Below are 13,348 nucleotides of genomic sequence, written 5' to 3'. Positions count from 1 at the left end.
AGGCCCTCGCCCAGCTCGCCGCGGCCTACCCCGACCGGATCAACCCCTACCTGTGACCACCCCGCTTACACAGACAAGTTGACACGCCCGTCGAGGTGGTCGACGATCACGCGCTGCTCAACCAAGCTAGGCAGCGGAACCTCCATCCGGCCAAGGACCGAGCCATTGAGGTTCATGAGACCAGTAGATGTGGTCGCGACCAGATTAATCCAGCTACGGGCTTGATCTGTCCGCATGAACCACCACAAGAACTTCGGAATCATCGTGGGCCGCAGACGTAGTCTCTGCATGAAGTTCCCGAACCCGTAGCCACCCTCGGCAACTTCATTGTCCACCAGGGTCGTCTTTCCAACATGCTTGAACGACCCGCTCGTCTTCGTCACGATGAGGTCTCCCTCCCGGAGCCGGGTATTCTGCCGCTCGGTCTGGGACAAGTTACGCAATGCAGGATCGCCAATAGCCCAGTACCCATCTACCGTCTGTTCCGTCGAACGGAGTACTGCCACATCGTCCGCACCCGTCGGATCTTCACCCCACGCGCCCGAGTCATTGAGAACCAGGTGCCGCCGAAGAATGACTATCTCCGAGATGGAGACGAATGCTCGGTCGATGACTGCCTGACGCCGTTCGCGCAACCGGTTCATTAGCTCGACCTGCTTCGCGATGAGGGCGTCGATCGTGGCGGTCTCGCGGTCGAGGTAATCCGCGATCCGTGCCTGGTCTGATTCGTTGTCCACGGGGATCGACAGAGTAGACACCCACTCAGCAGTTACTCGGCGCAGATTCCCCACTCCCTGCAGGACGGTCTCTCCCTCACTGAGGACCGGCTGCGTTCGAAGGAAGTAGGCAAGATACCTGGGTTCGATTCCACGAGGCCGGAGCACATGCACCTCAGTCGTGGCGAGTCCTGCCACTGTCGGCAGGTCATCAGCCACGAACACGCGGCCAGCCTCGAACGTCGGAGTGATCTTGGGCATCACCACGTCGCCACGACGCAAGACGGTGTATCCGGCCGTGTTGGCCGGTTTGGTGAACTCGTACCGGCGCCGACCGTCCGGCCAGACCGCTTCGAGGGGCAGGAAGGTGACCTCATCGTCCCCCAAGCCGCGCAACTCGGGAACAGGTGGATTAACTTGAGCGACGCGGCGTAGCTGCATGCTCACCGCTCCACCTCGCTCAGCAACTCGATGATCTCGGCGGTGAGCTGCTTGAGCTCGGCGTCGATCTCCTCGAGCGGGCGTGGTGGCACGTACGTGTAGAAGAGTCGGGTGAAGGGGATCTCGTAGCCGATCTTCGTCTTGGACTCGTCGATCCAGGCGCCAGGCACGTGCGGGGCCACCTCAGCCTCGAAGTACTCGTGAATGTCCCGGCCGAAGGGCACCAGCTCGGTGTCCCGCAGCGAGGTGTCCGGCTCCGGCTCGCCCTTCTTGTTCGTCACCACCTCAGCCTCGGGATCGTGCACGCCAATCGCCCCGGTCAAGGCCTTCACCAGTGGAGCGCCGGCGGTCACGCCGTGCTCCTTCAACGCCCTCTTCAGGTCTAGCACGAAGGTGGGCTGGTGGTCCCAGGCCCGGCCACGCAGGGAGGCGAGGGCGGCCTCGAGAGCCGAGCGGCCGTCGTCGGGAAGCTTGTCCACCGGCTTGGTGGCGAGCGCCGCCGCGATGGTGGCATCCTCCACCTCGAAGCGCAGCTGCAGCGGGCGCTCCACAGTGATCTCCCGGTAGCCGAAGTCCTGCGCGGTGAGGATCTTGGAGAACTCGGCGTAGGCCTCGGACTGGGCATCGAAGTCCCGGTAGATGTCCAGTACACGCTGGCGGTCCTCCTTGGACAACTTCTTGTTCTTCGAGCCCACGTTGCGAGGCAGCTTGGTGAAGAACGTGCGGGCGTCGATCAGCTGGACCCTGCCGCGGCGGTCTGCCGGCTTGTTGTTGTCCAGCACCCACACATAGGTGGCGATGCCAGTGTTGTAGAACATGTCCGTGGGCAGCGCGACGATCACGTCCACCAGGTCAGACTCCAGCAGCCAGCGGCGGATCTCGGACGGGCCCGAGCCGGCCCCGCCCGTGAACAGCGGGGAGCCGTTGAGGACGATGCCGGCCCGGCCTCCACCCTCCGAGACCGGGCGGAGCTTCGAGGCCACGAGCTGGAGGAACAGCATCTGCCCGTCGCTGATGGCGGGGGTGCCGCCCGGGAAGCGGTTTGTGGCGCCGCCGGCGGCGATCTCCTTCTCCACCGCGGTGCGGGAGGCCTTCCAGTCGCCGCCGTAGGGCGGGTTGGAGAGGACGTAGTCGAAGCGCTCGGTCAGGTGGGCGTCGTTCTTCAGGGTGTCCCCGCGGGCGATGCCGTCCGCGTCCTGGCCCTTGCCGAGCAGCTCGGACTTGCAGATCGCATAGGACTGATCGTTGAGCTCCTGCCCGAACAGGCGGACCTCCGCGTTCGGGTTCATGCGGCGCAGGCGCTCGTCCAACAGGGAGAGCATGCCGCCGGTGCCGGCCGTGGGGTCATAGACGGTGCGGACCGGGTACCCGGTGAGGACGTCGTCGTCGTTGGCCGTGAGCAGGTCCACGAGGAGCTTCACCGCGTCGCGCGGGGTGAAGTGCTCGCCCGCCGTCTCGTTGGAGGCGGCAGCGAAGCGGCGGATCAGGTCCTCGAAGAGGGTGCCCATCTCCGCGTTGGAGACGGTGTCCGGGGAGAGGTCGATGGAGGCGAACTGCTGCAGGACCAGGAAGAGGCGGTCGTGCTCGTCCAGCTTGGCGACCGTCTTGTCGAACTCGTAATAGGTGAACAGGTCCGCCACGTTCTGGGAGAACCCGTCCACGTAGGCCAGCAGGTTCGTGCGGAGCAGGTCCGGCTCCTGCAGGGTGCGGTCCAGGGTGAAGGGGCTGAGGTTGTAGAACGTCAGGCCCGTGCGGGACTCGACCAGGTTGTCCAGGACGAAGTCCGGCTGCCCCTTGGCCGCCAGCTCCGCGAAGAACTCCCGGTGCGGGGCCATGACCGCCTCCATGCGGCGCAGGATGGTGAGCGGAAGGACGAGCGTGCCGTACTGGTTCGGCTTGAACACGCCCCGGAGCTGGTCCGCGATCCCCCACACGAAGTTCGAGAGGTTCTGGGGAGAGGGCATGGTGGCAGAGCCTTTCGGAGCACGGCGGTGTGGTAGTCGGCCTCATTCTGGCACGGCGACAACCCAGGCCTCGGCTCACGCCCGGCACGGTCGATCCCCACTCCGTCGCAGTTCGCTGCGCGGGCCCTCCGGCGGCCAGACTCACGCACCGAGGCCCCGGTCTGCATCACAGTGAACGATGCATCCCGGGGCCCCGGTCGAAGGCTGCGGCCCGTGAGACGTCAGCTCTCGGCGGCCTGGCCCTCCTGCGCGCGGAGCATCGCCTCGAAGGTGGCATCCGGCTCACCGCGGAAGAAGTCCCGGCCGTAGACCACGAGGCAGAGGATGACGCCCGTCGCCAGGCCCCATGCGGCACCGTTGGACGCCAGCACCGCAGCGGTGACTCCCGCGATTCCGAGATCCTTGACGCTGCGGGCCTCCATGATGCCGACCCTCACGGACACGAATCCCTGGATGAGCAGGGTCAGGGCCAGAGCCACCCCGAGCACCGGCTGCACCAGCGTCACGATCGGCAGCAGCAGGAGCCCGGTGTTCGTGCCCCACCGGAACGACCCCGCCCCGCCGAAGATCGACTTCATGGCCTTGCGGCCTTCCTTGTAGCGCTCCACGATCACGACGTGCATGGCAGACCAGATCGGACCGCACATGGCCACGTCCGGACCGATCATGGACATGATGGTGTTGCGGCCGCCGAAGATCAGGTGGGCACGGTCCGGGTTGTACACGACCGCCTCATCCGTGCGGATCTGGTCGGCCTCCTTGAGGATCGCCCGGGCCTGGAGGACGTCGCCGAACACGACGATGTAGGTCGCGAGCACGGTGGGCAGCGCGGTGAGGAACATCGAGGCCGGCGGGAGGCCGATGCCGAAGATCGTGTACCCGGCGAAGAGGCCAGCGAAGTCCGGGGTGTTGAACCCCCACTCGATGGTCGGCCACGAGGCTTCGCCGGCCAGGGGTGCGATGACCACGGCCAGCAGGATCACCGGGAGGATGCCCAGGTTGCCGAGCGTGCGCCACATCGGGTTCTTGGTCCGCATCGCGGCGAACCGGCTGGAGAAGAGCAGGAGGAAGGCGATCCCCACCGCGATCGTGATGGTGACCGGGAAGGTCTCGAAACGCCCTCCGGCGACGAAGAGGGACTGGACGGCGGCGATTCCCGCACCCACCAGGACGCCCGCCTTGATGGCGGAGGGGATCAGCGAGACCACCTTGGAGGCGAGTCCCGTCGCACCCAACGTGATCGAGAAGACGCCCAGCATGAACTGGAACGCGATGAGTGCATGCACACGCTCCTCCCCCTCGGGGAACGCTGAGCAGTAGGCCATGACCAGCGGGATCGCCGGGGTGATCCACCCGGGAACCACCGGATCGCCGAGAAGGTGATGGGTGAGGTACAGGAGGCCGTTGAACACCACGACGGCGAGGGCCACCTCGAACGGCATGCCGAGCAGTTCGACCATCAGGGGGATGGCCGCCAGGTCCACGGCGCACATCAACAGGCCCTGGACGTAGTCCGGCCACTCGAAGCGGTAGTGCACGAACGGCAGGCGGATCTGGAAGGGCCCTGCCTCCCAGTGCGGGGAGACTTCCCCGATGCCTTCATCGTCCAGCGAGTGATGCGCAGTAGTCGTCATGTCCGTGGCCTTCAGTATTCGATGATCTGACGGACCGCACGGCCATCGGCCAGCTGGTCCATCGCTTCGTTGATGTCGTCGAGCCGCATGGTCGCGGAGACGAGCTTCTCCACGGGCAGCCGACCTTCACGCCACATCTGCTCGTATCGCGGGATGTCGCGAGCGGGCACAGAGGTGCCCAGGTACGAACCGATGATCGTGCGGGCCTCACCCGTGATGGTGAGCGGTGAGATCTCCGCCGTCTGCTCCGGCGAGGGAAGCCCTGCCGTGACGGTCCGGCCGCCCGGCGCCGTCGCGTTGAACGCCGTGGTGAAGGCCGCCGGATGGCCGGCGCACTCGACGGCGTGGGTGGTCTTGATGCCGCGCTCCGCCATCTCTTCGGGTGAGTAGGCGGCATGCGCGCCGTAGCTGAGGGCGAGCTCCCGCTTCTCCTCGGACATGTCCACCGCGATGATCTCCTGCACACCGCTGGCCACCGCCGTCAGAAGGCAGGCGACCCCGACGCCACCGAGGCCGACGATCGCGACGGAGTCCCCCTCTTCCGGGGCCGCGGCGTTGAGCAGGGCGCCGCCGCCGGTCAGCACGGCACATCCCAGGACCGCAGCGACGGCGGCCGGCACGTCAGAGCCGACGGGCACCACGGACTTCCGATTCACGACCGCGTGGGTCGCGAATCCCGAGACGCCCAGGTGATGGAACACCTCGTCACCGTCGCGGTGGAGTCGGATCCCGCCGCCCAGGAGGACGCCGGCGTTGTTCGCCTCCGTGCCGGGGGTGCAGGGCAGGCGACCGTCGGTCTTGCACGCATCGCATTCGCCGCATCGGGGCAGGAACGTCATGACGACCCGCTGGCCGATCTCCACGTCGTCGACACCCTCACCGAGCTCCTCGACGATCCCGGCGGCCTCGTGGCCGAGCAGCATGGGGACGGGCCGAACACGATGACCGTTCACCACGGACAGATCCGAATGGCACACCCCCGAAGCCTCCATGCGGACGAGGATCTCGCCTTCGCCCGGGGGGTCGAGCTCCAGGTCCGAGACGGTGAGGGGACGGGACGAGGCGTACGGCCTCTGCCGGCCGATCTCCTCGAGAACAGCTCCACGGATCAGCATGTGAGCGCCTTCCACGACGGGGATGTGTGATGTAGGCCTCACGGCCTCCTCCCATCCCACCAGCGCTCCCCCGTCAAGCGCTATAGACATCCAGTCCATCTCTAGCGGACTAAAATGGGCAGAATGCCCACCGACGCCCTCGACCACCGCCTCCTGCGAGCCCTGCTCGACACGGCTGCCGACCTCGCGGAACTGGCCGACACCGAATCCGTCCTGGCGTCCATCGTTCGGCGCACTCGGGCCCTCGTCGGAACGGACATGGCGTATCTCAGCCTCAATGACCACGCAGCAGGTGAGACGTACATCCGCCGGGCTGAGGGCGTGGTGACCCATGCGTACCGGACGATCCGCATGCCCATCGGCACGGGAGTGCTCGGGAAGGTGGCGGAGGGTCTGGCACTCTTCCAGAGCCTCGACTACACCAACGACCCAACGATCACCCACATCCCCCAGGTGGACCACGCGGTGCAGGCCGAGGGCGTCCACGCGATCATGGGCTCACCCCTCATCGTCGACGGCCGACCGCTCGGCGCCCTGATGGTCGCCGAACGTCGCGCCCGGAGGTTCACCCACTCCGAGGTGACCATCGTCGAGTCACTCGCCAAACATGCCGCCATCGCGATCCAGAACGCACATCGCTACACGGAGGCACTCAACGCCGCGGGGCGCGCGGACGCAGACCGGGATCACGAACGCGAGTCCCTGCGTGAGCTCACTCGCCTGGATGAGCTCTCCTCGCGCCAGTGCCAGTCCCTGCTGGAAGAGCCCAATGAGACGGCCGTGCTCAATCGGGCCGCCGAGCACCTGGGGGTGGAGGTGGAGCTCCTCTCCCCCGAACGCCCGACGTCCCCGCTGCGGCCCGCCCCCACCCTCCCCTCGCGTCACACCACGGGCGAGGCTCACCAGGTCGAGGCACCGGACGGCTGCACCTGGACGCTCGTTCCCGCAGATCGGGACGCGCACGACTGGCTCGCCGTCCGCCGCGCCCTCGACCCTGCCGAGGAGAAGGCCCTGGTCAGGACCGCGCAGCACCTCCTGCTCGCACGACGGCTCCGCAGCGCGCGGCGCGCCACCGAGCTCGAGGCGGGCGCCGGCCTGCTGGCCGAACTCGTCGACGATTCCGCCGGTGGAATCGTGCGACGGCGTCGGGCGCTCGCCGAGCTCGGCCTGCGCGAGGATTCACAGATCAGCTTGGTCGTCATCGATCTCGCCGCCGTACCCGAACCCCAGTTCGCAGAGCGAGTGCTCTCACCCGTGGCGGGAGTACGCCTCAGCGCTCCGTGGGGCGGCACCTGGTGCGTGATCGGCGACCGCCCGGATGTGCCCGCCCGCGTGGAGGCGGCAGTTCGGCATGCGACGGACGCCGTATGGCAGATGGCCTTCCTTGGGCCGGGCGAGCACTTCCGCGATCTGCCGGGAGCGTTCCACACGCTCGAGAACGCCCTCGCCGTCAGTCGGGTGGCCGGAGGGCTCCACGCCGTGGACGCGTCGACCGTGGGCGCCGTGGGCATGGTCCTCGCCGGGGCCGGCGAGGCGAGCAAGGACGTGACGGCCCGCCCGCTGGCGCCGTTGCGCGACCTGCCGCCCCAACGTGCCTCGGCCCTCCGCGAGACCGCACTGACCTACCTGGACGCGGGAATGAACGTGGCCGAGACGTCCCGCCGGCTCTTCCTCCACCGCAACACGGTCCTGCAACGACTGGAGCAGCTCGGCGCCGTCCTGGGTTCCGACTGGCACACGCCCCCGCGGTCGCTCGACCTCCATCTCGCCCTGCTCTCGGCAGCACGCGACGACGGCGGCGCCCCCGGGCGCACCACCCGTGCGAAGCCAACCCCGTCGTCGCGCCGAGGAGCTCCGCCGGCCCGGGGAGCGCACCCGGGAGTGACAGCCCCTGCCCCCGGGGGAGATGTCCTGCGCGCCTGACCCTTCTGACCCGGTCACGGCCACCGAGAAGGGTCAGATCCGCAGACGATTCCTGACACACGCCCCCACCGCCCCACACGCGAAAAATACACAACACTCGCCTTGCGTATCTCACTGAGGTGTGCCTTACTGGTTCTCGGACCCCCGCCGGAAGGACCCCCATGGCCCACGCCTCCACGCACCCCGCTCATCCGCTGCCGCCCGTGGCGCCCCGTCGCCTGCTGCTGGCCCAGCGGCTGCTCCGCGGCGAGGGCTCCGTCGAGGTCACGGCCTTCCGCGCCGGCGAGACGCTCACGACGGCCGTCCACGGCGTGAGCGCGGACGGCCGCCTCGTGATCGCCCACGTCCCCAACCTCCTCGGTTCGCTCGGCGCGTTCCACACGCCCGCGCCGCTGGACGTGCGCGTGGACGTCCTGCGCGACGCCCTGGACCTCACGCTCCCCACCCGCCTGGCGTCCGTGCATCTGCTCGGCACCCTGCGCTGGTGCCGGGACTCGGCCGAGGTCGCGGAGCTGGGGCTGCGCGGTCGCGTCGCGGACCTCGTGGCCGACGTCGGCCCGCGGGTGCGCGTGGGCGTCGTCGAGACCCAGCGGATCCTGCTGCACGACGTCGACGGCGTCGCCGTGTTCTGCCGCCACACCCTGCCGCTCACGTCGCGGGGGCTCATCGACCAGGCCGAGCTCGCAGACCTGTGGGACGACGTGCTGGGCACCGCCCCCGAGGTGCTCGCGGACCTGGCCGACGCCGTCTCCCTGGGCCTGCTGCCGGGCGAGAGCACCCCGTTGCAGGTCGGCACCGGGCCCCTGCCCGAGTCCCCCGCCCACGCCCTCGACGCGGACGAAGCCGGGGTGACCCTGCTCCGCGTCCGCGACGGCGAGGCCGCAGCGGTGCACGTGGCCCTGCCCGGTGCGGGCCGGCTCGATCACAGCCCCCGGCACGCCTGGCGGCGGCTGCTGGACGCGATCCCGGCGCGGGTCGCCCACCCCTGAGGCCACGGCCCCGGTTCGGTCTCAGCTTCGAGACGAGACACGCCCGGGCCCTCGCCGACCTGCGGCGGAGACCCGGGCGTGTGGCGCGACCGGCGGGAAGGTCAGTCGATCGCGTAGGTGGCGCAGGTGGCCACGTCCGTGACCTCGATACCCTCGGCGGTGCAGGCGAGGTCGGCGTTGTAGGTGCACTCGAGGCGGTGGCACGCACCGACGGTCGAGGCGCCCTCGGTCACCGGGCGGCGGACGTCCAGCTGGACGAAGGTGCCGCAGCCGGGCGTGCGGTCGGAGCCGGCGACGGTGATGGCCAGGGCGTTGCAGGACGACTCGGCGTTGAAGGCGCAGGCGCTGGCGGCGCAGGTGCGGACGGCGGTGGTCATGGCGTGATCCTCCCGGTTCGGGACCGCCCCGGGCCGGGACGGTGCTGCTGGAATCGAGATTACTCCGGCTCACGAATAGCACAAGAGGGGCGATCCTTAGTCAATAGAAGATTAGCGCAAATGTATTTTGCGCATTGTCGCGTGTCGTATGGACCGACGTCGCGCCCGCCGGCCGCCCGGAATCTTCTGCATCTCTGGCCCTTCTGGCGACCACGCGCCCACTCAGAAGGGTCAGATGCGCAGACGATCCGCCGTCCCCGCCTCCTGAGCAGCCCCGGCAGCCCCGGCAGCCCCGGCAGCTCCACCACCCTGGCCGAGTCCGCCCCGCGCTCCTAGCGTGGGGCCATGAGCACCCATCGCCTGTCCTCCACCGCCCTCGGGTTCGCCGCCGGACTGGGCACCGCGGCCGCTGTCACCGCAGCCCGCAGGATCGCCCTCATGGGCGCCGTCGGGAAGGGCCACCCGCTCAAGCACCGCCTCCTGGACGCGGCATCCGGCCTGGTCCAGCCGAAGTACCCCATGGGCGCGATGAGCACCTATCTCAACGGACTGCACTTCTACGCCGACGACCTCGGCCGGCAGGTCGAAGCCAGCCACTTCTGCATCCACCTGCGCCACGACCTGCACCAGTGCGTGATCTTCGACCGCAACGCGCCGGACGCGCGGCTGATCGGCATCGAGTACATCATCAGCGAGGAGCGGTTCCGCAACCTCCCCGACGAGGAGCGACGCCTGTGGCACAGCCACCACTACGAGGTGAGCTCCGGTGCCCTCACGGCCCCCGGGGTGCCCGAGCTGGCCGAGCACAGTTACTTCGAAGACCTCATCCACACCTACGGGAAGACGTTCCACACCTGGCAGTACGACCGGGACGACTTCCCGTACGGCATCCCCCAGCTGATGATGGGCCTCACCGGCGACGGCCAGGTGGACGAGGCCCTCCTGCGCGCCCGGGACGAGCGCGTGGGCGTGGACACCGCGGCCAAGTGGCGCAACCGCGCAGACATCTCGGTCTCGGACGTGGTGCGGGGCGCGAACAGCTGGGAGCGCGGGCAGGTCGTGCAGACCACGCTCGAGGAGCGCCCGGTGCGGGGCCGCGACGACTGAGGCCGACGGCGTCAGCAGGGCGCCGTTTCCCGAACGAAAGCGGTGCGACACGCCGCCGTTTCCCGAACGAAAACGCTCGGCGGGCCGGCGCCGTCATCCGGATCGGGCGGGGGCGCCCCGTGAGGGACAGCACGTCCGCCGCATGTGTCGCGTCGGCGAGAACGCTGGGCTCAGACCTTCCCCTTGAGCAGTCGGTGCCAGTAGATCCGGGGCTGGCCGAAGCGGTCGAAGGCCGCCGTGCTCTTCCGCGGCGTCGTCAGGTCCACGCCGGGGATCGACCGGTCCTCGGAGCCGTCGCGGACGTGCTCGTCGAGGACCAGCTCGTCCCGGCTGACCATGACGGGGATCACGGTGTAGCCGTCGTACTTCTGGAGCGGCTTCCCCGCGTCCGCGGCCTGGATGTTCTGGGCCAGGATCTTGACCTGCCGGCGCAGGGCACCGCCGGAGGGCCGTGTGCCCAGGGCGGCGGCGTCGCCCAGCGCCCACACGTGCGGGTGCACGGGATGCAGCAGGGTCTCGGGATCCGCCGCCGCCAGGCCGGCCTCGCCGTCGTCCGCCAGGCCCGCCTCGGCGATGAACTCCGGGGCCCGCACCACGGGCGTGATGTACGCGGCCGCGACGTCGGTGATCCGCTCACCGGTGTTGAGCACCACCTCGCGGGCCTCGTGGTCCACGGCGTTCACCTCTGCGCCGGCGTGCACGTGGACGCCGTACCTCGCCACGGCCTCGGCCAGAGCGGGGTCGATGGTCTGCCGGTCCAGGATCCGGCCGTACGGGGTCACCAGGTGGACGTCCACGTCCGGCAGGATCCCCTTGCGCTCCCACGCCGCGCAGGCCAGGAACAGCGCCTTGAGCACGGTGCCGCCGCACGAGGAGGGCTCAGCCGGCACATTCGCCACCACACGGTCCCCCGCGGCCACACGCGACAGCAGCGCCCGGGCGGCGTCCACGTGCTCGGGCACGTGCGCACTCGCCGCCCATCCGGCGGCGTAGGCCTCACGCAGCCCGTCGATCGCACCCCACCACGGGGTCAGCCCCGGGCAGAGCACCAGGTGGCGGAAGCCCACGGTCAGCCCGGTGGTCGTCACCGCGGTCCGTTCCTCGGCGTCCACGGCCACGACGTGGTCCGGGATCCATTCGACCCCGTCCGGGATGACGGATCGCATCGGCCGTTCGAACCGGGCCATGTCCGCCTGCCCGCCCGCCGCGTAGTTCAGCATCGGCCGGTAGCGGTGCAGCTGTTGGCCGTCGGCGATGGCGACCCGGCCCTGCCGCTTCCGCCGCAGTGCGGCGGCCAAGGACACGCCGGCGTTGCCGCCACCGACGATCAGGATGTCGTACTGCTCGGTCACGTGGTCCTCCGTGGGGTGACGGGGTCAAGGGAACGGTACGACCGCCCCCGCAGACGTGCTCCGCGGTGGACGGGACGTGCCGCCCATCCTCCACTGGGGGCCGGAGCCGGCGCTAGCCCGCGAGGCCCAGCAGCCGCAGCTGGTCGGCGTACTTGCGCATCCCGACCTCCACGGCCTGCGGGTTCTGTGCATACCAGTCCAGGTGCACCTCGCGCAGCTGCTCGGCCGGAACGGTCTGTCCGGCCACGGTCCAGTCCTCGGTCGGCTCGGCGTCGAGGTCGAGGGCCTCGACCACGACCGCCTCGAGGGGTGCGCGCACCCCGCCGAGGAGCACGCGGGAGGCGGGCACGGGCTGGACGGCGACGTCGCCCGGCAGGTGCCCGGCCACGCGCTCGGCCACGCGGGTCAGCACCGTGTTGGTCGGGTGGTTCACGGTGTAGAAGCCGACGCCCCGCTCCGCCGCCACGAGGTCCGCCATGGACAGCGTCCCCTTCGCCTCCTCCCGCGCCCGCAGCGCCTGCACGGACGCGGCCGCGGCCTCGCGGATCGCCGCCGGCGCCACCTCCCGACGACGGCCCGTCGCCGCCTCGGCCAGCACGCGCAGGTCGTGGTACGGCACGACGGGCGGGTCCTCCCCCGGCCGCTCGGCCGCCCCGGGCGCGAACTTCCAATTGCGGAGGGTGACCTGCCAGGGGAAGCGCGAGACGTCGTACACCACGGGGATCCGCACCACGGCGGCGTCCTCGGGCAGCCGGGCCACGAGCTGGTCCGTGCCGATGGGCATGCCCCGGTAGTCGTGCGGGATCGGCTGGGTGACGAGCGCCTTCACGCGCGGCAGCAGCCGCTCCAGGTGCGCGACCTCGTCCGGCTGGGCCTCGAAGGCGGGCGGCACGCGGACGCTCACCAGGTCCGCCCCGTGCACCGGTGTGCCGGGCTCCCCGCCGAGCAGCCGCCGATACGACTCGCCCTGGCAGTTGCCCCACACCAGCAACAGGTCGCCCTCGGGCAGGTCCTCGAGCCCGTAGAAGTGGCCGTAGTGCCGGCGTCGTCCCTCGTCCACGTGCACGCCTGCCTCCTCTCTCCTCAGCCGTCCTCGCGCCGCATCCAGCCGACGCCCGTCTTCCCGAACCACCAGGCCAGGAACGCGGAGAGCGCCGCGAAGTCCAGTTCGTCCAGCTCGCTCATCGGTCCTCCCGTGTTCCGTCCTGTCCGCGATTGTGCCAGCCCCGCCCCGCGGGCACCGGCCCGCTCAGCCCCAGCCGCCCCACCACGCCTCGAGGTCCGGCACGGCGGCCACGGGCGCCCAGCCCAGCCGGGAGGCGGGCACCCGCCACCCCCGCGCCGTCCCGCCCCGCCGAGGCAGCCACCGCGCCCGTGCGCACGTCAGCACGGCGAGCACGCCCCGCTCGCCCGGCTCACCCGGCTCGCCCAGCACCTCCACGCGCTCGACGCCGGCCCGTTCCAGGCGCAGCAGCCACGCGGCGACGGCGTCCGCGTCAGGGCGGGCGCCGGCCCCGGCGGGCCGCAGCGGCACGCGCACGTCCACGGACCAGTCGGGCACCGATCGCACGGCGTCGAGGTCGCCGCGCGCCGGCGTCGGCGGCAGGTCCTCGGCCGCCGCCGCGCCGCCGTCGGGCTCGCCCGGCAGCCGCACGCGGGGGTCGCCGAGCGCGCGCGCCGCCGCCTCGTCGAGGCCGCCCACGACGCCGACCCGCGCCCCCGGCGCCGCG

Annotated in this window: 10 protein-coding genes and 1 pseudogene; 3 read left to right on the top strand and 8 right to left on the bottom strand. The window is 70.1% G+C overall.

All coding sequences use genetic code 11. The annotated features are described in order from the left end of the window. Positions 1-65 precede the first annotated feature (65 nt). From AUV08_RS09270 to AUV08_RS09255, 4 genes are all read right to left on the bottom strand, one after another. Positions 66-1,157: a restriction endonuclease subunit S gene (locus AUV08_RS09270; protein WP_061867485.1), complete on the bottom strand. Its 1,092-nt coding sequence runs from the start codon at positions 1,155-1,157 to the stop codon at positions 66-68. Between the two features lie 2 nt (positions 1,158-1,159). Beyond that, positions 1,160-3,121: a class I SAM-dependent DNA methyltransferase gene (locus tag AUV08_RS09265; protein ID WP_060775116.1), complete on the bottom strand. Its 1,962-nt coding sequence runs from the start codon at positions 3,119-3,121 to the stop codon at positions 1,160-1,162. Positions 3,122-3,342: 221 nt separating this feature from the next. After that, the gene (locus tag AUV08_RS09260) at positions 3,343-4,755 is read right to left on the bottom strand and encodes a hypothetical protein (protein ID WP_061873215.1); all 1,413 of its coding nucleotides are present in this window, start codon (positions 4,753-4,755) and stop codon (positions 3,343-3,345) included. An 11-nt stretch (positions 4,756-4,766) separates the two neighbouring features. After that, complete coding sequence (locus AUV08_RS09255) at positions 4,767-5,870, bottom strand: alcohol dehydrogenase catalytic domain-containing protein (protein ID WP_061867488.1); 1,104 nt, start codon at positions 5,868-5,870, stop codon at positions 4,767-4,769. A gap of 123 nt (positions 5,871-5,993) precedes the next feature. On the opposite strand from AUV08_RS09255, the gene AUV08_RS09250 reads away from it, so the two are divergent. Both AUV08_RS09250 and AUV08_RS09245 read left to right on the top strand, forming a co-directional pair. Beyond that, positions 5,994-7,793 (top strand): helix-turn-helix domain-containing protein, encoded by a 1,800-nt coding sequence (locus AUV08_RS09250; RefSeq protein WP_197463618.1) that lies wholly within the window; start codon positions 5,994-5,996, stop codon positions 7,791-7,793. Between the two features lie 161 nt (positions 7,794-7,954). Beyond that, positions 7,955-8,782 carry a hypothetical protein gene (locus AUV08_RS09245; protein WP_061867491.1) on the top strand — a complete coding sequence of 276 codons (828 nt, stop codon included), beginning with the start codon at positions 7,955-7,957 and terminating at the stop codon, positions 8,780-8,782. A gap of 101 nt (positions 8,783-8,883) precedes the next feature. On the opposite strand, the gene AUV08_RS09240 is transcribed toward AUV08_RS09245, so the two are convergent. Then, entirely contained in the window at positions 8,884-9,159 is a 276-nt protein-coding gene (locus AUV08_RS09240; RefSeq protein ID WP_061867492.1) for a DUF1540 domain-containing protein, read from the bottom strand. A gap of 345 nt (positions 9,160-9,504) precedes the next feature. Between AUV08_RS09240 and AUV08_RS09235 the strand changes: the two genes are divergently transcribed. After that, positions 9,505-10,266, top strand: a complete 762-nt coding sequence (locus AUV08_RS09235) for an OBAP family protein (RefSeq protein WP_061867493.1) — start codon at positions 9,505-9,507, stop codon at positions 10,264-10,266. A 170-nt stretch (positions 10,267-10,436) separates the two neighbouring features. Here AUV08_RS09235 and AUV08_RS09230 read toward each other — a convergent pair whose 3' ends face one another. The 3 genes and pseudogenes from AUV08_RS09230 to AUV08_RS12090 form a co-directional block, all read right to left on the bottom strand. Then, the gene (locus AUV08_RS09230; protein WP_061867494.1) at positions 10,437-11,618 is read right to left on the bottom strand and encodes an NAD(P)/FAD-dependent oxidoreductase; all 1,182 of its coding nucleotides are present in this window, start codon (positions 11,616-11,618) and stop codon (positions 10,437-10,439) included. A 112-nt stretch (positions 11,619-11,730) separates the two neighbouring features. Beyond that, positions 11,731-12,684, bottom strand: a complete 954-nt coding sequence (locus tag AUV08_RS09225) for a WcbI family polysaccharide biosynthesis putative acetyltransferase (RefSeq protein WP_061873213.1) — start codon at positions 12,682-12,684, stop codon at positions 11,731-11,733. Positions 12,685-12,867: 183 nt separating this feature from the next. After that, a pseudogene (locus AUV08_RS12090) lies at positions 12,868-13,348 on the bottom strand (glycosyl transferase); the annotation flags it as partial.

Origin of the sequence: Micrococcus sp. CH7, assembly GCF_001595485.1 — a bacterium.
GTDB lineage: Bacteria > Actinomycetota > Actinomycetes > Actinomycetales > Micrococcaceae > Micrococcus > Micrococcus luteus.
The sequence above is the reverse complement of the archived record's forward strand: the minus strand, read 5'-3'. Positions and strand labels throughout refer to the sequence as shown.

Bases quoted from the DNA above. Each gene is read 5' to 3' on its own strand.
- AUV08_RS09240 (WP_061867492.1), bottom strand. From the start codon at position 9,159: ATGACCACCGCCGTCCGCACCTGCGCCGCCAGCGCCTGCGCCTTCAAC.
- AUV08_RS09270 (WP_061867485.1), bottom strand. From the start codon at position 1,157: ATGCAGCTACGCCGCGTCGCTCAAGTTAATCCACCTGTTCCCGAGTTG.
- AUV08_RS09235 (WP_061867493.1), top strand. From the start codon at position 9,505: ATGAGCACCCATCGCCTGTCCTCCACCGCCCTCGGGTTCGCCGCCGGA.
- AUV08_RS09255 (WP_061867488.1), bottom strand. From the start codon at position 5,870: ATGCTGATCCGTGGAGCTGTTCTCGAGGAGATCGGCCGGCAGAGGCCG.
- AUV08_RS09260 (WP_061873215.1), bottom strand. From the start codon at position 4,755: ATGACGACTACTGCGCATCACTCGCTGGACGATGAAGGCATCGGGGAA.
- AUV08_RS09250 (WP_197463618.1), top strand. From the start codon at position 5,994: ATGCCCACCGACGCCCTCGACCACCGCCTCCTGCGAGCCCTGCTCGAC.
- AUV08_RS09265 (WP_060775116.1), bottom strand. From the start codon at position 3,121: ATGCCCTCTCCCCAGAACCTCTCGAACTTCGTGTGGGGGATCGCGGAC.
- AUV08_RS09245 (WP_061867491.1), top strand. From the start codon at position 7,955: ATGGCCCACGCCTCCACGCACCCCGCTCATCCGCTGCCGCCCGTGGCG.